Here is a 25816-nt window from a genome sequence, read left to right on the forward strand (position 1 = left end):
CCGTCCTCCACGGGACGACCGGCCCCGTTGGACCCCGTCGACACTTCAGAGCACCGCCGACCCCTACGAGGATGACCTCCATGCCCAAGATCACCTACGTGAGCGCCGACCGGCACTCGCAGACACTCGACCTGCCCCTGGGCACCACCGTGATGCGCGGGGCCGTCACCAACGACATCGACGGCATCGTCGGCCAGTGCGGCGGCCAGGCGCAGTGCGCCACCTGCCACGTGTACGTCGACGCGGCCACGGTCGACCTGCTCGAAGCGGTCGCTCCCGACGGTGAGGAGGACGGCATGCTGGACTTCACGGTCTGCTCGCGGGAGCCCAACAGCCGGCTGAGCTGCCAGCTCACGGTCACCGACGGGCTCGACGGCCTGATCGTCCACCTCCCGGAACGGCAGGACTGATGTCCACCGACCTGATGTCCGCCCGGATCGTCGTCGTCGGCACGGGGCAGGCGGGATACCAGACCGCCGCCTCGCTGCGCGACCACGGCCACACGGGGCCCCTGACCCTGATCGGCGAAGAGGGCGTCCTGCCGTACGAGCGCCCGCCGCTGTCGAAGGCGTTCGTCAAGGGGGACGGGGACACCGCCCCGCTGCTGCTGCGGCCCCGGACGTTCTACGAGCGCCGGTCCGTGGCACGGATCGACGGAACCGTCACCGCGGTGGACCGGGCGGCGCGGGCCGTCCAGGTCGACGACGGCAGCGTCCACCCCTACGACCACCTCGTCCTGGCGACCGGCTCCCGGGCCAGGTCACTGCCCGTGCCGGGCGCCGGCCTGACCGGTGTGCGGACCCTGCGCACCCTGGCCGACGCGGAGTCGCTGCGGACCGCCCTGCGCACCGCGGCCCACGTGGTGGTGGCCGGCGCCGGCTTCATCGGCCTGGAGTTCGCCGCGTCCGCCGCGGAACTGGGCCACCGGGTGACGGTGGTCGAGGTACGCGACAGGCCTCTGGCGCGGGCCGTCTCCGAGCCGACGGCCGCGCACTTCACACGCCTGCACCGGGCACACGGCAACCGCCTGCTCCTCGGCCGGGCGCCAACACGTTTCCACGGTGACGGGACCGGGAGCGCGGAGGCGGGGGGCGGCGGAAGGGTGACGGCGGTCGAACTGGCCGACGGACGGCGGATTCCGGCGGACCTCGTCCTGGTCGGAGCGGGAGCCGCTCCGCGCACGGAACTGGCCGAGGCGGCCGGGCTCGCGGTGTCCGGTGGGATCGTCACCGACTCCCTCCTGCTCACCAGTGATCCGCACATCTCCGCGGTCGGTGACTGTGCCGCCTTCCCCCAGGCGGGTTCCGGTGCACTGCACCGGGTGGAATCGGTGCAGAACGCCGTCGACCACGCGCGGACCGTCGCCGCCCGGCTCACCGGCGCCCCGCGGGTCCACGACGCCCTGCCCTGGTTCTGGAGCAACCAGTTCTCCGCCTCCCTGCGGATCGCGGGCATCGGCAGCGGTCATGACACGGAGGTGGTCCTGCCGGGAGACGCTGCCGGCGCCTTCTCCGTCCTGCTGTTCAGGGGGGACGCACTGCTCGCGGTCGAGTCGGTCGACCGGACCCCCGACCACCTGGCGGCACGCCGGATCCTCGCCTCCGGTGTCCCCCTGACCCCGCACGAGGCCTCCGCCGCGGGCTTCACCCTCAAGGAGCACCTGCGGCGGGCCTCGACGGCAGGGAACGCACGCCGGTAACCGGTGCCGTGTGAGGCCCGGGGCCCGGCAGGGCCTCGCCGGAGCAGGAGGATCCCGGCCCACAGACCCCACAGACCCCACAGGCCCCCTGCCACCCCTGCGTCTCCCGCGTTCCCCGGCGTCCCGTCCCGCACTTTCCGCGATCCGGAAGAGTCCACGCCTCTCGGAGCGGCCTCGGGCCCACCAGGCCCGGTCCCGCTCACCCCATCCGACGGGACCGGCCCCGACCGGGCCGCCCCATCGGTACGCGGACGCGCGACGGGCCCGACCGGCCCCTCACGCGTCCGCCGGCCCGCCGCACGACGCCGGGCCCACCACCGTCACCGCCCGTGGCGGATTCAGGCCTGGTCCCCGCCGGCCTCGGGGGACATCCAGACGACCTCCCAGATGTGGCCGTCCGGGTCCTGGAAGGAACGGCCGTACATGAAGCCCTCGTCCATGGGGTCGTTGGCGGGCGACCCGCCGTTGGCGAGCGCGGCGTCGGCCATCTCGTCGACCTTCTCGCGGCTGTTCGCGCTCAGGGCGAGGAGGACCTCGGTGGTCCTCGACGCGTCCGCGATCTCCTTCTTGGTGAAGTCCTTGAAGCGCGGCTCGCTGATGAGCATGGCGAAGATCGTGTCGCTGATGACCAGACAGGCCGTCGAGTCGTCACTGAACTGGGGGTTGAAGCCGAAGCCGAGCTTCGAGAAGAAGTTCTTCGTCGTCTCGAGGTCCTTGACCGGCAGGTTCACGAAGATCATCTGAGGCTGCGACATGACAGTTCCACTCTTCCGTCCGGCACTCTGCGTGCTCCCGGGCGCTCCGTACGAGCGCTTTCGAGAGGTAGACGACCGCGCCGCGCGGAACTCATCGCTCCGGGACGAGAAGTTTCCGCGCGCCGTGGCCCCCGCCCCGCGGGGGCGGCCTAGCGTCTCGGAGCATGAGCGGAGCGACAGGCAGAAGGATCACCGAGAAGCTGTCGGACGAGACCCTGCGCGGCGCCACCGGCCGGGACTGGGAAGGCTGGTTCGCCGTACTCGACACCTGGGACGCGACCCGGCGCAGCCACGGGGAGATCGCCGCGTTCCTCGGTACGGAACACAGGATGGGCGGCTGGTACGCCCAGTCGGTCGCCGTCGGCTACGAGCAGGCGCGCGGCCTGCGCCAGGTCGGCCAGTCCTCGGCCGGCGACTGGAACACCTCGGGCAGCCGGACGCTCGCGGCGGCCCCGGAGCGTGTCCTGGACGCCTTCACCGACCCCCGGACGCGTGAGCGCTGGCTGCCAGGCGTGGACCTGTCCGTGCGGAGCCGGCGTCCCGGGAAGTCGCTCAGCGCGGACTTCGCCGACGCGTCCGGGGACGCCGGGCGGCTCGCCCTGTGGCTGGAGGAGCTCCCGGACGGCCGCACCCGCCTCGGCGTGGGCCACGGGAAGCTGGCGGACGCCGAGGCGGTGGCCCGGTACAAGGTGTTCTGGAAGGAGCGCCTCGCCGTGCTGAAGGCGGTCCTCGAGGAGGAACCCCGCTGACCTCAGGGCACGGCGAGCGGTGCCCCTCCCCTGATCAGGGCGGCGCCCAACGGGGTGAGGGTGTGCAGGACCGAGCTTCCGTGGCGCAGCGTCCGGACCAGGCCGGCCTCCCGCAGCACACAGGCGTGCTGGCTCGCCGAGGCGAGGGAGACCCCGGTCCGGCGGGCCAGCTCGCTCGTCGTGCAGCCGTGGCCTATGGACCGCAGGACGGCGGATCGCGTGTGGCCCACGAGGCGGCCGAGCCAGGGGCCGGGGTCGGCCGACGCCGGGGCGCCGGGGTGGGTGACCGGGTAGACGAGCACCGGCGGGAGGGCCGGATCGCGGTAGACGACGGGGGTCCCCCTGCAGAAGAACGAGGGCTGCAGGAGCAGGCCCCGCCCGTCGAGGCGCAGTTCCCGGTCGACCGGGTAGTCGGCCTCCAGCACGGGGGCGCGCCAGCGGATCATCGGGGGCAGGGTCGCCAGGAGCTCGTCCGCGCCGCCGTCCAGCAGGGCGCGGCCCCGGACGGCGCGGTCGGCCTCGATGCTCGCCCGGACGTGCGGCCAGTACGGCTCGACCGCGGCGCGGTGATAGGCGCGCAGGGTGGAGATGAGGCGCCCCAGCGGCTCCGTACGCCCCTCGGCCAGCGCCTCCGGCAGGGCGGCGGACGGGTGTCCGCCGGACGGCCTGCGGGCCGTGGCGCCCTTGCCGGTCAGCAGTCCGAGTTCCGCGCGTATGCGGTCCGCGGGCGTATCGCGCAGCGCCTCCGTTCCGGCATCGAACCCGAATGGCTCGGGACCGCCTCCGGAAGGCGTCAGGAAGTCGGGGAAATAGCCTCGGGGCGGGACGACCGCGGACAGCAGGCGCGCTTCACCATTCAACCGGGTACGGGATTCCTTCCGCCATTTCCCGAACACCGTGGAACCCCGCCGGTCCCTCAGCCGGTGAAAACTGAGAATGGTCTCCCACATCGCGTCCGGCCTCGTGGCCATCCGCACGCGCGAGAGGTCCACCCCGGACATATGGATACGCAGCACCGAACCCCCACCTGTTGCACCCGCAATTGCCCCCGCCGTAGCGTATGCACAGCGTCACAGGAGGTCACCACGGGGTTTCGGCCACAGTTGAAATGTCTCGCCCGTATCCACGCCAGCCGAAAAGCTGTACGACGTCGGGTACGCATCCGGCGTCACCGAATGAGCGGGTGAGGGCCGTGGGGGGCTTTGCCTGTTCGGCGGCGGTGAGCGACGGTGCGGCTCCGTACCCGGCAGAGGTAAGCGGGTGCGGTCCGGGGGTGGGGATCCCCGGGCCGCACCCCGCCCGCACGTCCCCGCTTTGCGCACCGAACGGTGAAAAGCCAACCACCTGAATGGTTCGCCATTCAAATGACGAAGCGGCGGCACCCCCGCACAGGGTGCCGCCGCTTCCGGGTAATCCGGCTCCGCCAGGGGACGATGAGGGTCTCGGTGACCCCCCGGCGGTATCCGGAGTCGTGTGGCGCGCCTGGCGCCGGGCCTCAGCGGCTGTCGCTGCCCCGCGATTCGGCGGCGGCCCGGCCCGCTTCCAGCCGGGCGACCGGAATGCGGAACGGCGAGCAGGAGACGTAGTCCAGGCCCACCTCGTGGAAGAAGTGCACCGACTCGGGGTCCCCGCCGTGCTCACCGCAGATGCCGAGCTTGAGGTCGGGGCGGGTGGCCCGGCCCGCTTCCACGGCGCTGCGCACGAGGGAGCCGACGCCGTCCTTGTCGATCGTCTCGAACGGGGACACCCCGAAGATGCCCTTCTCCAGGTACGCGGTGAAGAAGGAGGCCTCCACGTCGTCGCGCGAGAAGCCCCACACCGTCTGGGTGAGGTCGTTCGTGCCGAAGGAGAAGAACTGCGCCGCCTCGGCGATCTGACCGGCGGTCAGTGCGGCGCGGGGCAGCTCGATCATCGTGCCGATGCTCAGCCTCAGCTCGGTACCGGTGGCCGCCTCCACCTCCGCGATGACGCGGTCGGCCTCCTCGCGGACGATCTCCAGCTCCTGGACCGTGCCGACGAGCGGAATCATGATCTCGGGGCGCGGGTCGCCCTTGGCGTTCTTGCGCTGCGCCGCTGCCTCCGCGATGGCACGGACCTGCATCGCGAACAGCCCGGGGATGACCAGGCCCAGACGGACACCGCGCAGTCCCAGCATCGGGTTCTGCTCGTGCAGCTTGTGCACGGCCTGCAGCAGGCGCAGGTCGTTCTCGTTGGCGTCCTTGCGGGACTCGGCGAGCGCCACCCGCACGGAGAGCTCGGTGATGTCGGGCAGGAACTCGTGCAGCGGCGGGTCGAGCAGCCGGACGGTGACGGGCAGGCCGTCCATCGACTCGAACAGCTCGATGAAGTCGGCCTTCTGGAGCGGCAGGAGCGCGTCCAGGGCGGCCTCGCGCTCGTCGTCGGTATCCGCGAGGATCAGCTTCTCGACCATCTCGCGGCGCTCACCGAGGAACATGTGCTCGGTACGGCACAGGCCGATGCCCTGGGCGCCGAAGCGACGGGCCCTCGACGCGTCCTCGGCGTTGTCCGCGTTCGCCCGTACGCGCAGCCGGCGTACCCGGTCGGCGTAGGCCATGATCCGGTGCACCGCGGCGACGAGCTCGTCGGCGTCGTCGGCGCCGGCGTGCATGCGGCCCTCGAAGTACTCGACGACCGGGGACGGCACGACGGGCACCTCGCCGAGGTACACCTTCCCGGTGGAGCCGTCGACGGAGACGAGGTCGCCCTCCTCCACGACGGTGTCCCCGACCGTGAGCCGGCGGCGCTTGGTGTCGACCTCGATCTCCTCGGCGCCGCAGACACAGGTCTTGCCCATGCCGCGGGCGACGACGGCGGCGTGCGAGGTCTTGCCGCCGCGCGAGGTCAGGATGCCCTCGGCGGCGATCATGCCGTCGAGGTCGTCGGGGTTGGTCTCGCGGCGGATGAGGATGACCTGCTCGCCCGAGCGCGACCACTTGACGGCGGTGTACGAGTCGAAGACGGCCTTGCCCACGGCCGCGCCGGGGGACGCGGCGATGCCGCGGCCCAGGAGCACGGTGGCCGCCTCGTCGTCGAAGCGCGGGAACATCAGCTGCGCGAGCTGGGCGCCGTTGACCCGCTGCAGCGCCTCGGCCTCGTCGATGAGGCCCTGGTCGACGAGCTGGGTGGCGATGCGGAAGGCAGCCCCGGCCGTCCGCTTGCCGACCCGGGTCTGGAGCATCCACAGCTGACCGCGCTCGATGGTGAACTCGATGTCGCAGAGGTCCTTGTAGTGGGTCTCCAGCGTCTCCATGATCTTCATCAGCTGGTCGTACGACGTCTTGTCGATCGACTCCAGCTCGGCGAGCGGCACCGTGTTGCGGATACCGGCGACGACGTCCTCGCCCTGCGCGTTCTGGAGGTAGTCGCCGTAGACGCCCTGGTGGCCGCTGGCCGGGTCACGGGTGAAGGCGACGCCCGTGCCGGAGTCGGGGCCGAGGTTGCCGAAGACCATCGAGCAGATGTTGACGGCCGTGCCGAGGTCGCCGGGGATGCGCTCCTGGCGTCGGTAGAGCTTGGCCCGGTCGGTGTTCCACGAGTCGAAGACCGCCTTTATGGCCAGGTCCATCTGCTCGCGCGGGTCCTGCGGGAAGTCCCGCCCGGCGTCCCGGTTGACGATCTTCTTGAACTGCTTGACCAGCTTCTTCAGGTCGGCCGCGTCGAGATCCACGTCGACGGTGACGCCCTTGGCCTCCTTCGCGGCCTCCAGCGCCTCCTCGAAGAGGTCGCCGTCGACCCCGAGCACGGTCTTGCCGAACATCTGGATGAGGCGGCGGTACGAGTCCCAGGCGAAGCGCTCGTCCCCGGCCTGGGCGGCGAGACCGACGACCGAGGCGTCGGAGAGGCCGATGTTCAGGACGGTGTCCATCATGCCGGGCATCGAGAACTTCGCCCCGGAACGGACGGAGACCAGCAGCGGGTCGTCCGCCTGCCCGAGGTTCTTGCCCATCCGCTTCTCGAGCGCCGTGAGGTGCGCGCTGACCTCGTCGCGCAGCTCGGCCGGCTCGTCACCGCTGTCGAGGTAGACCTTGCAGGCCTCGGTGGTGATCGTGAAGCCCGGAGGGACGGGGAGCCCGAGATTGGTCATCTCGGCGAGGTTGGCACCCTTGCCACCCAGAAGGTCCTTCAGATCCTTGTTGCCCTCGGTGAAGTCGTAGACGAACTTCTGGGGATCTTTGTTTTCCGACACGGGTCTCGACTCCTCGAGGACGCGGTGGCTGCCCTGACGGCGAGGAACATACCCAGATCGAAGGTGTCTGGGTACGGCCACGTGCGCGTCATGAGGTCTCAACCACCCGTCCGCCAGCAGATCGAAAGTATCGCGTCGGTATCCCACAACGAGACCAAGCGTTCACTTCTTGAACTCAACATCACCTCACGTCACCACTTCCGACGGACTTGAGCACCCTCCGCGATGGATGATTTGATCGATCAAAGTAAACCCAGCTGGCACCCAGTGCCGTCATTTGAGAAGTACAGCCTCCATCAAGGTGCTCATCTGAGCCGAAGCAGCCTCAAGGGTGGCGAGAATCACGCCCTCGTCCGCGCTCAGATGTCACCATCCGGACGCACGGGAGTTCACTCCGGGTCATCTCAAAGCTACGCCAGTGCGACACAAAGTGACCCCGCACGGGCAGAGTGAGAGCGGGCGCACACCTACAGGCCGTGATCATGGGTCGCCGACCCGGATATCAAGAGAAAAGCCCGCTCATCTGAGCGGGCCTTCTCGCGGGCACTGGGTGCCTCGTGTGCGGGGGCGGTTCAGCCGCCCGAGGTGTCCAGTTCCGCGTCGGCGCTCACGCCCGCGCAGTCGTACGGGTCCTTGAGCCAGCCGTCCGGCAGTGCCACCCGGTTGTTGCCCGACGTGCGCCCCCGAGGGCCGTCCGCGCCGTCCGGCCAGGGCTGGTCCAGGTCGAGCTCCTGGAGCTGGCCGCCCAGCTCCTCCAGCGACGAGGTGACCGCGAGCTTCCGGCGCATGTCCGAGCCGACCGCGAAGCCCTTGAGGTACCAGGCCACGTGCTTGCGGAAGTCGATCACGCCCCGGCTCTCGTCACCGATCCACTCCCCCAGCAGCGTCGCGTGGCGCAGCATGACCTCCGCGACCTGGCGAAGGGTGGGCGCCTGCCTCGTTCCGGTGCCCTCGAAGGCACTCACCAGGTCGCCGAAGAGCCAGGGCCGGCCCAGGCAGCCGCGGCCGACCACGACGCCGTCGCAGCCGGTCTCACGCATCATCCGCAGGGCGTCGTCTGCGCTCCAGATGTCACCGTTGCCGAGGACGGGGATCTCGGGGACGTGCTCCTTGAGCCGTGCGATGGCGTCCCAGTCGGCCGTGCCGCCGTAGTGCTGGGCAGTCGTCCTGCCGTGCAGGGCGACCGCCGTGACGCCCTCCTCGACGGCGATGCGGCCGGCGTCCAGGTAGGTGGTGTGGTCGTCGTCGATGCCCTTGCGCATCTTGATCGTGACCGGCAGGTCACCGGCCTGTGCCACGGCCTCCCGGAGGATCGCGCGGAGCAGGGGCCGCTTGTACGGGAGAGCGGAGCCGCCGCCCTTGCGGGTGACCTTGGGGACCGGGCAGCCGAAGTTCAGGTCGATGTGGTCGGCGAGGCCCTCGTCGACGATCATGCGGACCGCCTTGCCGACGGTGACCGGGTCCACTCCGTACAGCTGGATGGAGCGCGGGGTCTCGCTCGCGTCGAAGTGGATGAGCTGCATGGTCTTCTCGTTGCGCTCGACCAGCGCCCGCGTGGTGATCATCTCGCTGACGAACAGCCCCTTGCCGCCCGAGAACTCACGGCACAGGGTGCGGAAGGGCGCGTTGGTGATGCCGGCCATGGGTGCGAGCACGACCGGCGGCTGCACGGTGTGAGGGCCGATCCGGAGCAGCGGGAGGGCGGGGGCGAGCGTGGTCATGGCCCCATTGTCCCGTACGCGGAGGGCGGCGCGGTCGCCGGCCGCTCCGGCCCTCGCGAGGGGACGTGCTGCGTCCTGGGGGCCTGCCGCGCGTGCGGCGGGACGGGCACGGGCCCGGACCACCGAGGTGGTCCGGGCCCGTGGTCGTACGTCGTACCTGGTCAGTTCCCGGCCGGCGCGTCCTGCGCCGGCTCGGCCTCGGCGGCGGCTGCCGCGCGCTCACGCATCTTGCGCACGAGCTCCTGCTTCTTGTCCTCGGCGGCCTTGCGGTCGTCGTTGCGCGCGGGGTTCGCGCCCTGCTGTTCGGCGCGGGACAGCTTCTTGCGCTGTCCGCCCACGCCGAGGAGGTTGTTGCGGCTCTTGGCCACGGGGTTCTCCCGTTCGTAGTGAGGGGGTGAGGATGACCTGTCGTGTATCGATCCGATGGGCGACGGGCGGTCGGGCCCGTCGCACGCTCACTCGTAGATCTGGAAGAACGAAGACATGACGGAAAGGTACCCCGGCCACGCGGGGTGCTTCATCCGCTTTTCCGGCCACGCCTCGACAGCGGCTCAGGAGCTCGGGTCGACCGTGGCCTGATGGGCTCCGGTCAGGTGCTCCTCGGCCTTCAGCCAGGGCAGGAACTGCGCGCTCTTGCGCCATCCGCAGGTCTCGCAGGTCAGCTGCCGCTGCATCCCCGACTTCCGCACGTGGACGACGTGTTCACGGCCGTGCTGGTCCCATCGGCTGACCTTGCTCGTGGTCATGGACGGCATCCGGGCCTCCCCTGTGGACGAGTGCGCCCAGTGTGCACGAGGCCCCCGGTTCCGCGCGGCGGAACCGGGGGCCTCGTCATGATGACCGGGGTGCGTCAGCAGCCCAGCAGACGGGAGCCGAGGTAGCCCTGGATCTGGTCCAGGGAGACGCGCTCCTGCTTCATGGTGTCGCGCTCGCGCACGGTCACCGCGTTGTCGTCGAGGGTGTCGAAGTCGACGGTGACGCAGAACGGCGTGCCGATCTCGTCCTGGCGGCGGTAGCGGCGGCCGATGGCGCCCGCGTCGTCGAACTCGATGTTCCAGTTCTGCCGCAGGTCGGCCGCGAGGCCCTTGGCCTTCGGCGACAGCTGCGGGTTGCGGGACAGCGGCAGGACGGCGACCTTGACCGGCGCCAGGCGCGGGTCGAGACGCATCACGGCCCGCTTCTCCATGACGCCCTTGGCGTTGGGCGCCTCGTCCTCGTTGTACGCGTCGAGGAGGAAGGCGAGCAGCGAGCGGCCGACACCGGCCGCGGGCTCGATGACGTACGGCGTGTAGCGCTCGCCCTTCTCCTGGTCGAAGTAGGAGAGGTCCGTACCGGACGCCTTGGAGTGGGCCGTGAGGTCGTAGTCGGTGCGGTTGGCGACGCCCTCGAGCTCGCCCCACTCGCTGCCGCCGAAGCGGAAGCGGTACTCGATGTCAGCGGTGCGCTTGGAGTAGTGGGAGAGCTTCTCCTTCGGGTGCTCGAACCACCGCATGTTCTCCTCGCGCATGCCCAGGCCGGTGTACCAGTTCCAGCGCTGCTCCATCCAGTACTCCTGCCACTGCTCGTCCTCGCCCGGCTTGACGAAGAACTCCATCTCCATCTGCTCGAACTCACGCGTGCGGAAGATGAAGTTGCCCGGAGTGATCTCGTTCCGGAAGGACTTGCCCATCTGCGCGATGCCGAACGGCGGCTTCTTGCGCGAGGTCTGCTGTACCTGGCCGAAGTTGGTGAAGATGCCCTGGGCGGTCTCGGGGCGCAGGTAGGCGACCGAACCGGAGTCCTGGGTCGGGCCGAGGTGGGTGGAGAGCAGGCCGGAGAACTGCTTCGGCTCGGTGAAGGTGCCCTTGTTGCCGCAGTTGGGGCAGTTGAGGTCGGCCAGGCCGTTCACGGGCGGCTTGCCGTGCTTCTCCTCGTACGCCTCCTCCAGGTGGTCGGCGCGGTAGCGCTTGTGACAGGAGGTGCACTCGGTGAGCGGGTCGGAGAACGTGGCGACGTGGCCGGAGGCGACCCAGACCTCGGGGGCCAGGATGACCGACGAGTCGAGACCGACCACGTCCTCGCGCGAGGTCACCATGTAGCGCCACCACTGGCGCTTGAGGTTCTCCTTCAGCTCGACGCCCAGGGGCCCGTAGTCCCATGCGGCCTTCTGGCCGCCGTAGATCTCACTGCAGGGATAGACGAAGCCACGGCGCTTGCTCAGGCTGACGATGGTGTCGATCTTGTCGGCGGCCACGGTGCTCTCTTCATTACGACGGCGAAATTGGACAGGGGCGGCGCGAAGCGCCGGGCGGGCGAATGCCCCAGATTACCGGCGGGCGCACCCCCTGGATCAAATCGGTGGGGCGCATCGCGGTCACCGGGTCCGGATCCGGGCATCTCATCAGCCTTGTTGACAATCGTTTCCACTTTTGTTGAAAATGACTGTCATGAACGTACGCCGCCTCATACCCACAGCCGCCGTGGCCGGAGCAGTAGCCCTCGGTCTCACCGCGCTCTCCGCCTGCTCCTCCTCCGACGCGGCCGAGGGCGGGAACGACGGCAGGCTGGACGTGGTGGCGTCCTTCTACCCGATGCAGTTCCTGGCCGAGGAGATAGGCGGCTCCCACGTCTCCGTCACCTCGCTGACGAAGCCGGGTGTGGAGCCGCACGACCTGGAGCTCAGCCCCCGGCAGATCGGAGAGCTGGGCGAAGCCGACTACCTCCTCTTCCTCAAGGGCATACAGCCGGCCGTCGACGACGCCGTGGCGCAGGCCGGGGTGAAGAACACGGTGGACGCGGCGGAGCTGACCACGCTCGAGAACCACGGTGCCGAGGTCGACGGCCACGCCCACGAGGAGGGCGGTGAGCACGCCGACGAGCACGCCCACGAGGGCGAGGAGCACACCCACGAGGGTGCCGACCCCCACGTCTGGCTCGACCCGGTGAAGTACGCGGAGGTCGCCGAGGGCGTCGGGAAGTCCCTGGAGAAGGCGGACCCCGAGCACGCCGCCGACTACCGGAAGAACACCGATACGCTGGTCGCGAAGCTGAACGGCCTGGACAAGGCCTACAAGACCGGGCTGAAGGACACCGCGACGAAGACCTTCATCACGACCCACTCCGCATTCGGGTACCTCGCCGAGCGCTACGGCCTCACCCAGCAGGGCATCGCCGGCATCGACCCCGAGGCCGAGCCCAGCCCCGCCCGGATCGACGAGATCCACTCCGTCGCCGAGAAGAACAAGGCCACCACGGTGTTCTTCGAGACGCTCGCGAGTGACAGGACCGCGAAGACCCTGGCGAAGGACCTCGGCCTGGAGACCGCCGTCCTGGACCCGCTGGAGGGAATCACGGACAGGTCCGCGGGCGCTGACTACACCGAGGTCATGAAGTCCAACCTCGCCGCGCTGCAGAAGGCCCTCGGCGCGAAGTGACCCCCGAACCACCCGCGGCAGCACCGGAGGCGATCGTGCCCGAGTCCAGTACGCCAGAACCCGTGATCAGTCTGCGCGGAGCCACGGCGACGCTCGGCGCGCGCCCCGTGCTGCGCGGAGTCGACCTCACCGTCCACCGCGGTGAGGTCGTGGCCCTGCTCGGCGCGAACGGATCCGGCAAGTCCACGGCCGTCCGCTCCGTCATCGGCCAGGTGCCGCTCACCGACGGGACCGTCGAGCTGTTCGGCACCCCGCTGCGGCGCTTCCGCCAGTGGGCCCGTGTGGGATACGTGCCCCAGCGCACCACGGCGGCGGGCGGCGTCCCCGCCACGGTCCGCGAGGTCGTCGCCTCCGGGCGCCTGTCCCGTACGAAGCTCCGGCTGCCGGGCCGGGCGGACCGGGCGGCCGTGGACCGGGCCATCGAGCTGGTCGGCCTCACCGACCGCGCCAAGGACTCCGTGAACGCCCTCTCGGGCGGCCAGCACCAGCGGGTCCTCATCGCCCGCGCGCTCGCCTCCGAGCCCGAGGTGCTGATCATGGACGAGCCGATGGCCGGCGTCGACCTGGCCAGCCAGGAGATCCTCGCCACGACACTGCGCGAGCAGGTCGCCGGCGGAGCGACGGTGCTGCTCGTCCTCCATGAGCTCGGCGCGCTGGAACCGCTGATCGACCGGGCGATCGTCCTGCGTGACGGCTGCGTCATGCACGACGGGCCGCCTCCCGAGGCCGTGGGCCAGCACGCGCTCCCCGGCCACGACCACGTACACCCCCACGCGGCCTCCGAGCCCGTCCGGACGGGACTGCTGAGCTGACCATGCTGGAATTCCTGAACCCCCCCTTCATGCAGCGGGCCCTGATCGCGGCCGTCCTGGTCGGGATCACCGCCCCCGCCATCGGCATCTATCTGGTCCAGCGCCGTCAGGCCCTGATGGGCGACGGCATCGGCCACGTGGCGATGACCGGCGTCGGTCTCGGCTTCCTGCTCTCCACCAACCCCGTCTGGATGGCGACGCTCGTCGCCGTGGCCGGCTCGGTCGTCATGGAACTGATCCGCTGGTACGGACGCACCCGGGGCGACATCGCCCTGGCCATGCTGTTCTACGGCGGCATGGCGGGCGGGGTGATGCTGATCAACCTGTCGGACACCGGCTCCAACGCCAACCTGACCTCGTTCCTCTTCGGGTCCCTGTCCACGGTCTCCGAGGAGGACGTCACCGCGATCGTGGTCCTGGCCGCGTTCGTGGTGCTGGTCACCGTCGGGCTGCGGCGACAGCTGTTCGCGGTCAGCCAGGACGAGGAGTTCGCCCGGGTCACCGGCCTGCCGGTGCGCGCGCTCAACCTGCTGGTCGCCGTGACGGCGGCGATCACCGTCACGGTGGCGATGCGGGTCGTCGGCCTGCTGCTGGTCAGCGCGCTGATGGTGGTGCCGGTCGCCGCCGCACAGCAGATCTCGAAGTCCTTCAAGGTGACGTTCGTCCTGGCCGTCGCCATCGGTACGGCCGTCACCCTGGCGGGCACCGTGACCTCGTACTACCAGGACGTGCCGCCCGGCGCGACGATCGTGCTGCTGGCCATCGCCGCCTTCGTCGTGCTGACGGCGCTCGCCACCCCCCTGGCCCGCAGGCGCGCCCGGAACCGCGGGAACGAGGCGGACCGGTGCACCCTTGAGGTACCGGCGGCCCGCCCGGCCTCGGACGACGTCCGTGTCTGACGTGTCGACCGTGCCGCCCGGAGGGGCTGGCACAATGGCCCGACGTACGTACGGGCGACACGAGGAGGCAGCGGTGGCGACGGCGCCGATCAGTGGCACGAACGCGGCTCCGGTGCGCGGCCGGTCCACCCGGCAACGGGCGGCGGTGGCGGCGGCGCTCGACGAGGTCGACGAGTTCCGCAGCGCCCAGGACCTGCACGATGTGCTCAAGCACCGTGGCGACTCGGTCGGGCTGACCACGGTCTACCGCACCCTCCAGTCGCTCGCCGACGCCGGCGAGGTCGACGTCCTGCGCACGACCGACGGCGAGGCCGTCTACCGGCGCTGCTCGACCGGTGACCACCATCACCATCTGGTCTGCCGCGTCTGCGGCAAGGCCGTCGAGGTCGAGGGCCCCGCCGTGGAGCAGTGGGCCGAGACCGTCGCCTCGCAGCACGGCTATGTGAACGTGGCCCACACGGTGGAGATCTTCGGGACCTGCGCGGAGTGCGCGGGGGCGAAGGACTGACCCGGGGCACCCAGGACGACCGGCTCCGGAGGGGCCCCGGCGACGGGGCCCCTCCGGGCCGTCTCAGCCCTTGATGATGTCCTCGGCCCCGCCGAAGCGCCGGTCGCGGCGGGCGAACTCCAGGCAGGCGTTCCACAGGTCGCGGCGGTCGAAGTCCGGCCACAGGACGTCCTGGAAGACCATCTCGGCGTACGCGCTCTGCCAGATCAGGTAGTTGGACGTGCGCTGCTCACCACTGGGACGGACGAACAGGTCCACGTCCGGCATGTCCGGGTAGTAGATGTACTTGGCGAAGGTCTTCTCGTTGACCTTCGAGGGATCGAGCTTGCCCGCCGCGACGTCCTGGGCGATGCGCTGCGCCGCGTCGGCGATCTCCGCCCGGCCGCCGTAGTTGACGCAGAAGTACAGCGTCATCGCGTCGTTGTCCTTCGTCTGCTCCTGTGCGACCTGGAGCTCCTGCACGACGGACTTCCACAGCTTCGGCATGCGGCCGACCCAGCGGATACGGATGCCGAGCTCGTCCATCTCGTCGCGGCGGCGGCGGATGACGTCCCGGTTGAAGTTCATGAGGAACTTCACCTCGTCCGGTGAGCGCTTCCAGTTCTCCGTGGAGAACGCGTACAGCGAGAGGTTCTTGACGCCCATCTCGATGCAGCCCTTGAGGACGTCCATGACGACGCCCTCACCGACCTTGTGCCCCTCGGTGCGCGGAAGGCCCCGCTCCTTGGCCCAGCGGCCGTTCCCGTCCATCACGACGGCGACGTGCCTGGGCACGAGCTCGCCGGGGATGTCCGGAGGGGTGGCGCCGGAGGGGTGCGGCTCCGGCGTCTTGTACTCACGCCGGCTACGGCCGCCGAGCATCCCGCGTACTGCCATGAGCTTCTCTCGTCTCCCTGTGTCAGTTCTCCACGTACCGCAGCGAGCGCAGGCCGCGCTCCAGATGCCAGTGCAGATAGGCGGACACGAGTCCGCTCCCCTCCCTGACATGGCGCGCCTCGGACGCGTCCGCCGTCTCCCAGTCGCCGGTGAGCAACGCGCTCAGCAGTTCGAGGGCCTCCGCCGAGGGTACGACGCTGCCGGGCACCCGGCAGTCGCCGCACACGGCACCGCCCGCCGCGACGGAGAAGAACCGGTTCGGTCCGGGCATTCCGCATCTGGCGCAGTCGTCGAAGCTGGGGGCGTAGCCGTTGACCGCCAGGGAGCGCAGCAGGAACGCGTCCAGGATGAGGTTGGGCGCGTGCTCGGCGCGTGCGAGGGTGCGGAGCCCCCCGACGAGCAGCAGGTACTGCTGGACCGCCGGCTCGCCCTCGTGGTCGGTGAACCGCTCGGCGGTCTCCAGCATCGCGGTTCCCGCGGTGTAGCGGGCGTAGTCGGAGACGATGCCGCCCCCGTACGGGGCGATCGTCTCGCTCTGCGTGCACAGGGGGAGCCCTCGGCCGACCAGCTCGCTGCCGCGGGCGAAGAACTGCACGTCCACATGGGAGAAGGGCTCCAGCCGCGCACCGAACTTCGACTTGGTGCGGCGCACCCCGCGCGCCACGGCACGCACCCGCCCGTGGCCGCGGGTCAGGATCGTGATGATCCGGTCGGCCTCGCCCAGCTTCTGCGTACGCAGCACGACGCCGTCGTCCCGGAACAAGCTCATGCGCCCATTGTCGCCCACCGGGGCCGGCGCCCGTCGGCGGTCCTCGCTCCTGGGCTCCCGGCGTCCCGTGGGTGCCTCCAGGGGCCTGCCGACGGGGCGCACGACGGCTCCCGGGGCCCGCCAGGGCGCACGCGGGCCCGCCGGTGCCCCGTGGGGCTCCCGCACCGCTCCCGAGCGCCTACGAAGGCGTACGCGCCGCCTCGAGCAGCTTCGCGGTGTCCGCGGGGCAGAGCTGGAGCGCGCTGCCCACCGTCGTCAGCACGTGGCGCTCCGCCTGGGTGTACGGGCCGTCGGCGAGCGCGATTCTCGCGCCGCGCAGCAGGACCGTTTCACGGCCGGCCACGGCCAGGTGCGGCGCGAGGGGCTTCAGTACCTCGTGGAGCTCGATGGCGAGGGCGGCGCCGCAGGCCTCGGCGGCGGGGTCGGCACCGTCGCCGTGCCCGGTGTCGGCGGCGAGCACCTCGACGATGGTGAAGAGCTGCTCCTGGGAGCAGTCGTCGAGTCCGGCGTCGCGGACGGTGGCGGCCGCGGTCTCCAGGACCGTGCGGGAGGTGGTGCCGCCCGCGGCGAGCACGGCCAGCGTGACCGTGTGCACGGCCTCCCGCAGCATGGCGGAGAAGCGGGTGGTGGTGGGGTGGTCGAGTGCCTCGGGCGCGAAGTGCGTACCGCAGGCCGCACAGGCGACGACCGGTCCCGCGCTGCCCCGGGCCAGCAGGGGCAGGCCGAGGACGGTGAGACGGTGACGGCCGCTGAGGCGTCGGTAGTTGCGGTCGCCCCCGCAGCACGGGCAGAAGAACTCGCCGTCACCCACGGTGTCCCAGACGGTACGGATGCCGTAGATGCGCAGTCCTACGGCGCGTCGTCCTTTGGCTGTCCGCACGTCGCACACCTCCGTAACACCACGGCAACACTGCCGCGTTGGACGTGATGTTAGCCACATGCGTGTTGCGGCGTCAGTATTCCGGACGTCACAACCCCGGGATATGGCCGAACCCCGCCCACCCGTGACGGGTGAACGGGGCTCCGGGGCCATGCGCTCCGGCGGCGTATCAGACGTTTGTCCGGAATGCCGCGCGGTGGTGTCAGCGGGTCGCGCGGTTGACCGCGGAGACGACGGCCTTGAGCGAGGCGCGCGTGGTGTTGGCGTCGATACCGATGCCCCACAGCACCTTGCCGTCGATCGCGCACTCGATGTAGGAGGCCGCCTGCGCGCTGGCACCCTCGCTCATCGTGTGCTCGGTGTAGTCCAGCAGGCGGGCGTCGATGCCGATGGCCTGCAGCGCTTCGAAGAACGCCGAGATCGGACCGTTGCCCGTGCCGGTCAGCACCGTGTCCGTGCCGTCGACGGTGGCCTCGACGGTGATCGTGTCCTGGCCGTCGGTGCCGGTGGTCGTCTGGCCGGAACGGATCTGCACGCGGCCCCAGGCGTTCTCCGGGCTCGGCAGGTACTCGTCCCGGAAGGTCGACCAGATCTGGAGCGGGGTGACCTCGCCGCCCTCGGCATCGGTCTTGGCCTGAATGATCCGGGAGAACTCGATCTGCATCCGGCGCGGCAGGTCCAGCTTGTGGTCGTTCTTCAGGACGTAGGCGATACCGCCCTTGCCGGACTGCGAGTTGACCCGGATGACGGCCTCGTAGGAGCGGCCGACGTCCTTCGGGTCGATCGGCAGGTACGGCACGGCCCACTCGATGTCGTCGACGGTCTTCCCCTGGGAGGCCGCGTCGGCCTCCATCGCGTCGAAGCCCTTCTTGATGGCGTCCTGGTGGGAGCCGGAGAAGGCGGTGTAGACCAGGTCGCCCGCGTAGGGGTGGCGCGGGTGGACCTCCATCTGGTTGCAGTACTCGCTGGTGCGGCGGATCTCGTCGATCTGCGAGAAGTCGATCTGCGGGTCGACGCCCTGCGAGAAGAGGTTCATGCCCAGGGTGACCAGGTCGACGTTGCCGGTGCGCTCGCCCTGGCCGAACAGGCAGCCCTCGATGCGGTCGGCGCCCGCCATGATCGCCAGCTCGGCGGCGGCCACGGCGGTCCCCCGGTCGTTGTGCGGGTGGACCGACAGGCAGACGTACTCGCGGCGGGTCAGGTTGCGGGACATCCACTCGAAGCGGTCCGCGTGGGTGGAGGGCGTCGAACGCTCCACGGTGGCGGGCAGGTTGAGGATGATCTCGCGGCCCTCCTCCGGCTGCCACACGTCGCAGACGGCCTCGCAGACCTCCAGGGCGAAGTCCAGCTCGGTGTCGGTGAAGATCTCCGGGCTGTACTGGTAGCCGAAGACCGTCTCGTCGCCCAGGATCTTGTCCGCGTACTCCATGACCAGGCGGGTGCCGTCCACGGCGATCTGCTTGACCTCCTCCTTCGAGCCGCGGAAGACCACGCGGCGGAAGGTGGGGGCGGTGGCGTTGTACAGGTGGACCGTGGCCCGGTGGGCGCCGCGCAGCGATTCGACGGTGCGCTCGATCAGTTCCTCACGGGCCTGCGTCAGGACGGAGATCGTCACGTCCTCGGGGATCGCGCCCTCTTCGATGATGGAGCGCACGAACGCGAAGTCGGTCTCGCCCGAGGACGGGAAGCCGACCTCGATCTCCTTGTAGCCCATGCGTACGAGCAGATCGAACATCTCTCGCTTGCGTGCCGGCGACATGGGGTCGATCAGGGCCTGGTTGCCGTCGCGCAGGTCGGTGGACAGCCAGCGGGGCGCCTTGGTGATGCGGTTGTCCGGCCAGGTGCGGTCGGAGATGTCCACGGCCTCGTAGCCGCGGTACTTGTGCACCGGCATACCGGAGGGCTTCTGCAGTTGCTTCGCGTTGGTCACGGGGGTGGGGCCACCGACGGGGGTGACGGCATCACTGTGCGCGGAGGGATTCACTGCGGTCATGGCGTACGGCTCCTCTGAGGTCCAGCAGGGGCGGCCGACTGTGTCGCTGCAACAGCGAACTCCGCGGGGAGGGAGCCGGCCTACGACTACAGGCCCTCGCCGCGGCAGCTAAGAAGGAGCAGCCCGAAACGCATGATGCGGCAACACTAACCGAGGGGCGCCTGGTGCGTCGGTCCGTATCAGTATGCGGGATCAAGCCGCCGTGCAGGCAGAACGGTGATACATCACTCTATTTCGTCAATCGCGATCGCAACCAGTGACAGTGTGGTGACTGAGTGCCACAGTCGTTGGTATGCAGCCTCGACCGAACAACGGGTTCCAGCCCGTCTTCTGCACCATCGTGCCGCCCCACGTCCTCGACAAGCTGTCCCAGGCAGACGATCCGCTCCTCGCCGAGCCCGCGCGCCGCACCCTGGAGGCCGACGGCGCGCGACGTCACCACCGGCGGGTGACCGCGCTGGCCTGGACCCCCCAGGCCACAGGCACCTCCGCCCCGGTCCCGGCCAAACCGCACCGCACCCTCTACGACTGCCGGCACGGCACGGACCTGCCGGGGGTCAAGGTCCGCGACGAGGGCGAGGAGCCCACCCAGGACGCCAGTGTCAACCGCGCGTACGCGGGACTCGGCGCGACCTTCGATCTGCTGCTCACGGAGTACGGCCGCAGCTCGATCGACGGCAAGGGGCTGCCGCTCATCGGCTCCGTGCACTACGACGAGAAGTACAACAACGCGTTCTTCGACGGTGAGCAGATGGTCTTCGGGGACGGGGACGGCGAGATCTTCCTCGACTTCACCGTCGCCATCGACGTGATCGCCCACGAGCTGGCGCACGGCCTGACCCAGTACACGGCCAACCTGGCGTACGAGGGCCAGTCGGGGGCGCTCAACGAATCCGTCTCGGACGTCTTCGGTTCCCTGGTCAAGCAGTACTCACTGGCCCAGAGCGCGGACCAGGGCGACTGGCTGATCGGTGAGGGGCTGCTCGCCCCCCGGGTCAGCGGTGCCGCGCTGCGCTCGATGAAGGCCCCGGGCACGGCGTACGACGACGACGTGCTCGGCAAGGACCCCCAGCCCGGGTCGATGGACGACTACGTCGAGACGGACGAGGACAACGGCGGGGTCCACATCAACTCCGGCATCCCCAACCGCGCCTTCTACCTGCTCGCCACGGCGCTCGGCGGGAACTCCTGGGAGCGGGCCGGCCGGATCTGGTTCGACGTGCTGACCGGCGGTGAACTCGCCCAGGACGCGTCCTTCACGGACTTCGCCAAGCTGACCGTCGCGGCGGCGCGGCACAGGTTCGGGGAGGGCGACGAGGCGGAGGCGGTACTGAAGGCGTGGTCGGAGGTGGGCGTGCCGACCCGCTGACCGGGTAGGTACACGCGGGGTCGTCCGGTCGGGTCAGGCAGGAGCCAGTACGCATGCGCATTCAGGTGAGCCGGACCGGTGGGTTCGCCGGCATCGCACGCCGCGGTGAGGTCGAGACCTCGGGGCGTGCCGACGCCGCGGACTGGGAGTCCCTGGCCGAGGCGGCGCTCGCCGCCGGCCGGGGAGGCCCGCCCGCCGGGGTGGCGGACGGCTTCCGCTACCGGATCACGGTGGGCGACCGTGCGGTCGACTGCGCGGACCCACTGCTGACCGAGGCACAGCGGACGCTCGTCGCGAAGGTCCTGAAAGAGGGCGCGTAAGCTCCCGGGCCCGTTCCCGCCCCGTGGGGCGGGAACGGGCCCGGGAGGTCTCGCCGGGGCCGCGCTCAGAACCCCAGCTTGCGCAGCTGCTTCGGGTCGCGCTGCCAGTCCTTGGCGACCTTCACGTGCAGATCCAGGAAGACGGGCGTCCCCAGCAGTGCCTCGATGTGCTTGCGCGACTTCGTGCCCACGTCCTTGAGCCGCTTCCCCTTCGGGCCGATGATGATGCCCTTCTGGCTGGGCCGCTCGATGTAGACGTTGGCGTGGATGTCCAGCAGCGGCTTGTCCGCCGGCCGGTCCTCGCGGGGGAGCATCTCCTCGACGACGACGGCGATGGAGTGCGGGAGCTCGTCCCGTACGCCCTCCAGCGCGGCCTCGCGGATGAGCTCGGCGACCATGACCATCTCCGGCTCGTCGGTGAGGTCGCCCTCCGGGTAGAGCGGGGGGCTCTCCGGCAGCAGCGGGGCGATCAGATCGGCCAGCAGGCTCACCTGCTGGTCCTTGACCGCCGAGACCGGAATGATCTCGGCCCATTCGAAGCCGAGCTCGTCGGCCAGCGCGGAGACGGCCAGCAGCTGCTCGGCGAGCGCCTTGGACTCCACCAGGTCGGTCTTGGTGATGATCGCGATCTTCGGGGTCTTCTTGATCCCGGCGAGCTCCTTGACGATGAACTTGTCGCCGGGGCCGAGCTTCTGGTCGGCGGGCAGGCAGAAGCCGATGACGTCGACCTCGGCCCAGGTGGTCCGCACGACGTCGTTCAGCCGCTCCCCGAGCAGCGTGCGCGGCTTGTGGAGACCGGGTGTGTCGACCAGGATCAGCTGGGCGTCGTCACGGTGCACGATGCCCCGCACGGTGTGCCGGGTGGTCTGGGGGCGGTTGGAGGTGATCGCCACCTTCTGACCGACCAGAGCGTTCGTGAGGGTGGACTTGCCCGCGTTGGGGCGGCCCACGAAGCAGGCGAAGCCGGCCCGGTGGGGGGCGGTGTTCTCAGCCTGCTGCGCAGCAGCTTCTGTGTTCGGTCGAGCGCTCATGGCGCCCATTCTCCCCGATCCGGACGGCGGCGTTGCACAGCAGGGCGCCGCCGGCCCGAATCAGCCGGCGGTCACCGTGGACCGGAGTGTCCCGTCGGGCCCCGCGAGGAGCACGGGTGTGTCAGGCCCTCCCAGGTCACGGACGGCGGCCCGGTCGGCTTCCGAGGCGGTCGCGGCCTCGGAGACGACGGCCGCCGCCTCCAGGGACGTGGCACCGCTGGCCACGGCCATCGCGACGGCGGTCTGCAGTGCGCTGAGCCTCAGCGAGTCCAGCGCCACGGTGCCGGCGGCGTACGTGCGTCCCGTCTCGTCCCGCACGGCCGCGCCCTCGGGCACTCCGTTGCGGGCGCGGACGCTGCGCGCCAGTGTGACGATCTTGCGGTCCTCGGCGCCGGGGCCGGTGCTGTCGGTCATGTGCTGAGCATACGAACACGGCGGGCACCCGCCTGTCGACGGGGTCCCCCCGGTCATGGAACCGGGTACACCGAGCCGCGGCGGCCCTCGGGCGGGTCACGCGCACGCGGGGCTCCCTGTCCGAGTGCGTACGCCTGGTGGTCGCGGTCGCGGCTGCAACGTGATCATGACGGGCCGGGCGGCGGGCGCCGGTCCGCGGCGTGCCTGACGGCGCTCGCTTCCGCGGGCCGCTAGGGCCGGTCCAGGCGCAGCCGTTCCGCCTTGGGGAGCCCGGCCACCACCAGGTCGTAGCTGTCCTCCACGAGCTCCCGGACCATCCGGTCCGGCAGCCCGGACACCGTGACGGTGTTCCAGTGCCGCTTGTTCAGGTGCCAGCCGGGGACGATCGCGGCGTGCTCCTTGCGGAGCCGCAGCGCCTCGTCCGGGTCGCACTTGAGGCTGACCGTCAGGGGCCGTCCGTCGAGCGCGCTGAGGGCGAACATCTTCCCCAGGACCTTGAAGACCGAGGCCTCCGGCCCGAAGGGGAACTCCTCCGTGCTCGCGTCGAACTCCAGGCAGAACGCGCGCAGTTCCTGGGGAGTCATGCCGCTTCCGTCCCCTCCGGTTCCACCAGCACCGTGACGATCTTGTTCCTGCGTCCCGCCGGGGACTCCGCGGTGAGGCGGAGCTTGCGGCCGTCGGGGAGGTCGACGAGCGAGGAGGCTCCGGAGATCGGGACCCGCCCGAGCGCCTTCGCCAGCAGACCGCCGACCGTTTCCACGTCCTCGTCGTCGTAGGCGTCGAGGCCGAACAGCTCCCCGAGGTCGCCGATGTCGAGCCTGGCAGTCACCCGGAAGCAGCCGTTCTCCAGCTCCTCGACGGGCGGGAGTTCGCGGTCGTACTCGTCGGTGATCTCGCCGACGATCTCCTCGAGGATGTCCTCGATGGTGACGATGCCGGCGGTGCCGCCGTACTCGTCGATGACGACGGCGACGTGGCTGCGGTCCTGCTGCATCTCACGCAGCAGGTCACCGGCGTTCTTCGTGTCGGGGACGAACGCCGCGGGGCGCATCGCCGTGGACACCAGGTCCGCCTCCGCGTCCCGGTTGATGTGCGTCTTGCGCACCAGGTCCTTGAGGTACACGATCCCGACGATGTCGTCCTCGTTCTCCCCGGTGACCGGGATCCGCGAGAAGCCGGAGCGCAGCGCGAGGGTCAGCGCCTGACGGACCGTCTTGTAGCGCTCGATGCAGACCAGGTCGGTGCGGGGCACCATGACCTCGCGCACGAGGGTGTCGCCGAGCTCGAAGACCGAGTGCACCATGCGGCGCTCCTCGTCCTCGATGAGCGACTCCTGCTCGGCGAGGTCGACCATCGCACGCAGTTCCGCCTCGCTCGCGAAGGGGCCCTTGCGGAAGCCCTTGCCCGGGGTCAACGCGTTACCCAGGAGGATCAGCAACTGCGGGACCGGGCCCATGATCCTGGCCAGCGGCAGCAGCACGTACGCCGCGGCCGTCGCCGTGTTCAGCGGGTGCTGGCGTCCGATGGTGCGCGGCGAGACGCCGATGGCGACGTAGCTGACGAGGACCATCACACCCATGGCGACGGCCAGCGCCTCCCAGGTCTCCGGGAACTCCTTCAGGCAGGCGTACGTGACGAGCACGCCGGCCGACATCTCACAGGCAACCCGGACGAGCAGCGCGACGTTGAGGTAGCGGGTCGGGTCGGCGGCGACCTGCTCCAGCTTGGCGCTGCCGCGGCGCCCCGCGCGCACGGCCTCGGCCGCGCGGAAGCTCGACGTACGCGCGATGCCGGCCTCGGCACAGGCCGCGAGCCAGCCGACGACGATCAGCAGGACGGCGCCGGAGATGAGGGGGGCGCTCACGAGACGGTGGGGGCGGGGGACGGCCCGGTCAGCCCGTGCTCACCGCGCCAGCCGTCGACGATGGCCGCCTGGAGCCCGAACATCTCGGCCTTCTCGTCCGGCTCCTCGTGGTCGTAGCCGAGGAGGTGCAGCACTCCGTGGACCGTGAGCAACTGCAGCTCCTCGTCCATGGAGTGCTGGGTCTCCGCGTCCTCGCCCTGCTTCTTCGCGACCTCCGGACAGAGCACGATGTCACCGAGGAGCCCCTGCGGGGGCTCCTCGTCGTCCTTCGCCGGGGGACGGAGCTCGTCCATCGGGAAGGACATGACGTCCGTGGGGCCCGGGAGGTCCATCCACTGGATGTGGAGCTGCTCCATGGCGGCGGTGTCCACCACGATCACCGACAGCTCGGAGAGCGGGTGGATCCGCATCCGGGCGAGGGCGTAGCGGGCGATGTCGAGGATCGCCTGCTCGTCGACCTCGGTTCCGGACTCGTTGTTGACGTCGATCGACATGGTGCGCTGCGACTACTTCCCGTTGCGGCTGTTGCGGCCGTCTGCGTTGTCGTACTTCTCGTACGCGTCGACGATACGGCCGACGAGCTTGTGCCGGACGACATCCTGGGAGGTGAGCTTGGAGAAGTGCACGTCCTTGACGTCGTCCAGGATCTCCTGGACCTGGCGCAGGCCGCTCCTGGTGCCGTTCGGCAGGTCCACCTGGGTGACGTCGCCGGTGACGACGATCTTCGAGTCGAAGCCCAGGCGGGTGAGGAACATCTTCATCTGCTCGGCGCTGGTGTTCTGCGCCTCGTCGAGGATGATGAACGCGTCGTTCAGGGTCCGGCCGCGCATGTACGCCAGCGGCGCGACCTCGATCGTGCCCGCCGCCATCAGCCGGGGGATCGTGTCGGGGTCGAGCATGTCGTGCAGGGCGTCGTAGAGCGGCCGCAGGTAGGGGTCGATCTTGTCGAAGAGCGTGCCGGGCAGGAAGCCCAGCCGCTCCCCCGCCTCGACGGCCGGCCTGGTGAGGATGATGCGGCTGACCTGCTTGGACTGCAGCGCCTGCACCGCCTTGGCCATGGCGAGGTAGGTCTTGCCGGTGCCCGCCGGGCCGATGCCGAAGACGATGGTGTGCTTGTCGATCGCGTCGACGTACCGCTTCTGGTTGAGCGTCTTGGGGCGGATCGTGCGACCACGGCTGGAGAGGATGTTCTGGGTGAGCACCTCGGCGGGGGTCTCTGCGGCCTCCCCGTCGCCGTTGCCGTTCGCCCTGAGCATGGCGATCGAGCGTTCCACAGCGTCCTCCGTCATCGGCAGACCGGTGCGGAGCACCAGCACCATCTCGTCGAACAGGCGCTGGATCAGGGCGACGTCGGCCGCACTTCCAGTCGCGCTTATCTCGTTGCCCCGGACATGGATGTCGACGGCCGGGAACGCCGTTTCGATGACGCGCAGCAGCGAGTCGCCCGATCCGAGGAGCATCACCATCGGGTGTGCGGCCGGGATGCTGATGTGGGCGCGCGCCTGCGGCTGTGTAGGTGACTGAGTCATGGGCCGGC

Annotated in this window: 26 protein-coding genes; 9 read left to right on the forward strand and 17 right to left on the reverse strand. The window is 70.2% G+C overall.

Annotation, left to right across the window (positions count from 1 at the left end; translation table 11 throughout):
• The first annotated feature begins 80 nt into the window (after positions 1–80).
• Entirely contained in the window at positions 81–410 is a 330-nt protein-coding gene (locus tag ACHFIV_RS25910) for a 2Fe-2S iron-sulfur cluster-binding protein (protein ID WP_398973635.1), read from the forward strand.
• A complete protein-coding gene (locus ACHFIV_RS25915; protein WP_398973638.1) occupies positions 410–1699 on the forward strand; it encodes an NAD(P)/FAD-dependent oxidoreductase in 1290 nt (429 codons plus the stop codon). The genes ACHFIV_RS25910 and ACHFIV_RS25915 overlap by 1 nt, the downstream gene beginning before the upstream one ends.
• A gap of 338 nt (positions 1700–2037) precedes the next feature.
• Here the strand turns inward: ACHFIV_RS25915 and ACHFIV_RS25920 are convergent, their stop codons facing one another.
• Positions 2038–2454 carry a VOC family protein gene (locus ACHFIV_RS25920; RefSeq protein WP_398973641.1) on the reverse strand — a complete coding sequence of 139 codons (417 nt, stop codon included), beginning with the start codon at positions 2452–2454 and terminating at the stop codon, positions 2038–2040.
• Positions 2455–2618: 164 nt separating this feature from the next.
• Between ACHFIV_RS25920 and ACHFIV_RS25925 the strand changes: the two genes are divergently transcribed.
• The gene (locus ACHFIV_RS25925; RefSeq protein ID WP_398973643.1) at positions 2619–3203 is read left to right on the forward strand and encodes a DUF4287 domain-containing protein; all 585 of its coding nucleotides are present in this window, start codon (positions 2619–2621) and stop codon (positions 3201–3203) included.
• Positions 3204–3205: 2 nt separating this feature from the next.
• Here the strand turns inward: ACHFIV_RS25925 and ACHFIV_RS25930 are convergent, their stop codons facing one another.
• From ACHFIV_RS25930 to ACHFIV_RS25955, 6 genes are all read right to left on the reverse strand, one after another.
• Entirely contained in the window at positions 3206–4219 is a 1014-nt protein-coding gene (locus ACHFIV_RS25930) for an ArsR/SmtB family transcription factor (protein ID WP_398973645.1), read from the reverse strand.
• Positions 4220–4698: 479 nt separating this feature from the next.
• Positions 4699–7410, reverse strand: a complete 2712-nt coding sequence (gene ppdK, locus ACHFIV_RS25935) for a pyruvate, phosphate dikinase (RefSeq protein WP_398973649.1) — start codon at positions 7408–7410, stop codon at positions 4699–4701.
• Between the two features lie 572 nt (positions 7411–7982).
• Positions 7983–9131 (reverse strand): tRNA dihydrouridine synthase DusB, encoded by a 1149-nt coding sequence (gene dusB / locus ACHFIV_RS25940; protein WP_398973652.1) that lies wholly within the window; start codon positions 9129–9131, stop codon positions 7983–7985.
• Between the two features lie 161 nt (positions 9132–9292).
• The gene (locus ACHFIV_RS25945; protein WP_398973655.1) at positions 9293–9499 is read right to left on the reverse strand and encodes a DUF6243 family protein; all 207 of its coding nucleotides are present in this window, start codon (positions 9497–9499) and stop codon (positions 9293–9295) included.
• Between the two features lie 183 nt (positions 9500–9682).
• Entirely contained in the window at positions 9683–9886 is a 204-nt protein-coding gene (locus ACHFIV_RS25950; RefSeq protein WP_398973657.1) for a hypothetical protein, read from the reverse strand.
• A gap of 95 nt (positions 9887–9981) precedes the next feature.
• Complete coding sequence (locus ACHFIV_RS25955; RefSeq protein WP_398973660.1) at positions 9982–11364, reverse strand: glycine--tRNA ligase; 1383 nt, start codon at positions 11362–11364, stop codon at positions 9982–9984.
• A 193-nt stretch (positions 11365–11557) separates the two neighbouring features.
• Between ACHFIV_RS25955 and ACHFIV_RS25960 the strand changes: the two genes are divergently transcribed.
• The 4 genes from ACHFIV_RS25960 to ACHFIV_RS25975 all read left to right on the forward strand — a co-directional run bounded on the left by ACHFIV_RS25960 (position 11558) and on the right by ACHFIV_RS25975 (position 14763).
• Positions 11558–12544, forward strand: coding sequence for a metal ABC transporter substrate-binding protein (locus ACHFIV_RS25960; protein ID WP_398973663.1), 987 nt, complete (start codon positions 11558–11560; stop codon positions 12542–12544).
• Positions 12545–12579: 35 nt separating this feature from the next.
• A complete protein-coding gene (locus ACHFIV_RS25965; protein ID WP_398973666.1) occupies positions 12580–13356 on the forward strand; it encodes a metal ABC transporter ATP-binding protein in 777 nt (258 codons plus the stop codon).
• Between the two features lie 2 nt (positions 13357–13358).
• A complete protein-coding gene (locus ACHFIV_RS25970; RefSeq protein ID WP_398973668.1) occupies positions 13359–14255 on the forward strand; it encodes a metal ABC transporter permease in 897 nt (298 codons plus the stop codon).
• A gap of 73 nt (positions 14256–14328) precedes the next feature.
• The gene (locus ACHFIV_RS25975) at positions 14329–14763 is read left to right on the forward strand and encodes a Fur family transcriptional regulator (protein WP_398973947.1); all 435 of its coding nucleotides are present in this window, start codon (positions 14329–14331) and stop codon (positions 14761–14763) included.
• 63 nt (positions 14764–14826) lie between these two features.
• On the opposite strand, the gene ACHFIV_RS25980 is transcribed toward ACHFIV_RS25975, so the two are convergent.
• The 4 genes from ACHFIV_RS25980 to leuA all read right to left on the reverse strand — a co-directional run bounded on the left by ACHFIV_RS25980 (position 14827) and on the right by leuA (position 19281).
• The gene (locus ACHFIV_RS25980; RefSeq protein ID WP_398973671.1) at positions 14827–15639 is read right to left on the reverse strand and encodes an isoprenyl transferase; all 813 of its coding nucleotides are present in this window, start codon (positions 15637–15639) and stop codon (positions 14827–14829) included.
• A gap of 22 nt (positions 15640–15661) precedes the next feature.
• Positions 15662–16408 (reverse strand): DNA repair protein RecO, encoded by a 747-nt coding sequence (gene recO / locus ACHFIV_RS25985; protein ID WP_398973674.1) that lies wholly within the window; start codon positions 16406–16408, stop codon positions 15662–15664.
• A gap of 178 nt (positions 16409–16586) precedes the next feature.
• Complete coding sequence (locus ACHFIV_RS25990; RefSeq protein WP_398973678.1) at positions 16587–17288, reverse strand: TerB family tellurite resistance protein; 702 nt, start codon at positions 17286–17288, stop codon at positions 16587–16589.
• A gap of 202 nt (positions 17289–17490) precedes the next feature.
• On the reverse strand, positions 17491–19281 hold the full coding sequence (leuA, locus tag ACHFIV_RS25995; RefSeq protein ID WP_398973680.1) for a 2-isopropylmalate synthase: 1791 nt from the start codon (positions 19279–19281) through the stop codon (positions 17491–17493).
• A gap of 292 nt (positions 19282–19573) precedes the next feature.
• Here leuA and ACHFIV_RS26000 point away from each other — a divergent pair, with 292 nt between their 5' ends.
• Complete coding sequence (locus ACHFIV_RS26000) at positions 19574–20650, forward strand: M4 family metallopeptidase (protein ID WP_398973683.1); 1077 nt, start codon at positions 19574–19576, stop codon at positions 20648–20650.
• Between the two features lie 53 nt (positions 20651–20703).
• On the forward strand, positions 20704–20970 hold the full coding sequence (locus tag ACHFIV_RS26005) for a protealysin inhibitor emfourin (RefSeq protein WP_398973686.1): 267 nt from the start codon (positions 20704–20706) through the stop codon (positions 20968–20970).
• Between the two features lie 65 nt (positions 20971–21035).
• Here ACHFIV_RS26005 and era read toward each other — a convergent pair whose 3' ends face one another.
• The 6 genes from era to ACHFIV_RS26035 all read right to left on the reverse strand — a co-directional run bounded on the left by era (position 21036) and on the right by ACHFIV_RS26035 (position 25808).
• Positions 21036–22010: a GTPase Era gene (gene era / locus ACHFIV_RS26010; RefSeq protein WP_187281951.1), complete on the reverse strand. Its 975-nt coding sequence runs from the start codon at positions 22008–22010 to the stop codon at positions 21036–21038.
• 51 nt (positions 22011–22061) lie between these two features.
• Positions 22062–22415, reverse strand: coding sequence for a cytidine deaminase (locus ACHFIV_RS26015; protein WP_398973688.1), 354 nt, complete (start codon positions 22413–22415; stop codon positions 22062–22064).
• Between the two features lie 230 nt (positions 22416–22645).
• Entirely contained in the window at positions 22646–22999 is a 354-nt protein-coding gene (locus ACHFIV_RS26020) for an MmcQ/YjbR family DNA-binding protein (RefSeq protein ID WP_398973690.1), read from the reverse strand.
• The gene (locus tag ACHFIV_RS26025; protein ID WP_398973692.1) at positions 22996–24279 is read right to left on the reverse strand and encodes a hemolysin family protein; all 1284 of its coding nucleotides are present in this window, start codon (positions 24277–24279) and stop codon (positions 22996–22998) included. The genes ACHFIV_RS26020 and ACHFIV_RS26025 overlap by 4 nt, the downstream gene beginning before the upstream one ends.
• A complete protein-coding gene (ybeY, locus tag ACHFIV_RS26030) occupies positions 24276–24773 on the reverse strand; it encodes an rRNA maturation RNase YbeY (protein ID WP_148018624.1) in 498 nt (165 codons plus the stop codon). Before ybeY ends, ACHFIV_RS26025 begins: the two co-directional genes overlap by 4 nt.
• A 12-nt stretch (positions 24774–24785) precedes the next feature.
• A complete protein-coding gene (locus tag ACHFIV_RS26035) occupies positions 24786–25808 on the reverse strand; it encodes a PhoH family protein (RefSeq protein ID WP_398973695.1) in 1023 nt (340 codons plus the stop codon).
• Between the last annotated feature and the right edge of the window lie 8 nt (positions 25809–25816).

It is taken from the genome of Streptomyces sp. ALB3, assembly GCF_044385685.1.
Lineage (GTDB): Bacteria > Actinomycetota > Actinomycetes > Streptomycetales > Streptomycetaceae > Streptomyces.

Excerpts from the sequence above, each read along its gene's own strand:
- ACHFIV_RS25910 (WP_398973635.1), top strand. The coding sequence starts at position 81 with ATGCCCAAGATCACCTACGTGAGCGCCGACCGGCACTCGCAGACACTC.
- ACHFIV_RS25915 (WP_398973638.1), top strand. The coding sequence starts at position 410 with ATGTCCACCGACCTGATGTCCGCCCGGATCGTCGTCGTCGGCACGGGG.
- ACHFIV_RS25920 (WP_398973641.1), bottom strand. The coding sequence starts at position 2,454 with ATGTCGCAGCCTCAGATGATCTTCGTGAACCTGCCGGTCAAGGACCTC.
- ACHFIV_RS25925 (WP_398973643.1), top strand. The coding sequence starts at position 2,619 with ATGAGCGGAGCGACAGGCAGAAGGATCACCGAGAAGCTGTCGGACGAG.
- dusB (WP_398973652.1), bottom strand. The coding sequence starts at position 9,131 with ATGACCACGCTCGCCCCCGCCCTCCCGCTGCTCCGGATCGGCCCTCAC.
- ACHFIV_RS25950 (WP_398973657.1), bottom strand. The coding sequence starts at position 9,886 with ATGCCGTCCATGACCACGAGCAAGGTCAGCCGATGGGACCAGCACGGC.
- ACHFIV_RS25960 (WP_398973663.1), top strand. The coding sequence starts at position 11,558 with ATGAACGTACGCCGCCTCATACCCACAGCCGCCGTGGCCGGAGCAGTA.
- ACHFIV_RS25970 (WP_398973668.1), top strand. The coding sequence starts at position 13,359 with ATGCTGGAATTCCTGAACCCCCCCTTCATGCAGCGGGCCCTGATCGCG.
- ACHFIV_RS25980 (WP_398973671.1), bottom strand. The coding sequence starts at position 15,639 with ATGGCAGTACGCGGGATGCTCGGCGGCCGTAGCCGGCGTGAGTACAAG.
- recO (WP_398973674.1), bottom strand. The coding sequence starts at position 16,408 with ATGAGCTTGTTCCGGGACGACGGCGTCGTGCTGCGTACGCAGAAGCTG.
- leuA (WP_398973680.1), bottom strand. The coding sequence starts at position 19,281 with ATGACCGCAGTGAATCCCTCCGCGCACAGTGATGCCGTCACCCCCGTC.
- ACHFIV_RS26000 (WP_398973683.1), top strand. The coding sequence starts at position 19,574 with ATGCAGCCTCGACCGAACAACGGGTTCCAGCCCGTCTTCTGCACCATC.
- ACHFIV_RS26005 (WP_398973686.1), top strand. The coding sequence starts at position 20,704 with ATGCGCATTCAGGTGAGCCGGACCGGTGGGTTCGCCGGCATCGCACGC.
- era (WP_187281951.1), bottom strand. The coding sequence starts at position 22,010 with ATGGGCGCCATGAGCGCTCGACCGAACACAGAAGCTGCTGCGCAGCAG.
- ACHFIV_RS26015 (WP_398973688.1), bottom strand. The coding sequence starts at position 22,415 with ATGACCGACAGCACCGGCCCCGGCGCCGAGGACCGCAAGATCGTCACA.
- ACHFIV_RS26020 (WP_398973690.1), bottom strand. The coding sequence starts at position 22,999 with ATGACTCCCCAGGAACTGCGCGCGTTCTGCCTGGAGTTCGACGCGAGC.
- ybeY (WP_148018624.1), bottom strand. The coding sequence starts at position 24,773 with ATGTCGATCGACGTCAACAACGAGTCCGGAACCGAGGTCGACGAGCAG.
- ACHFIV_RS26035 (WP_398973695.1), bottom strand. The coding sequence starts at position 25,808 with ATGACTCAGTCACCTACACAGCCGCAGGCGCGCGCCCACATCAGCATC.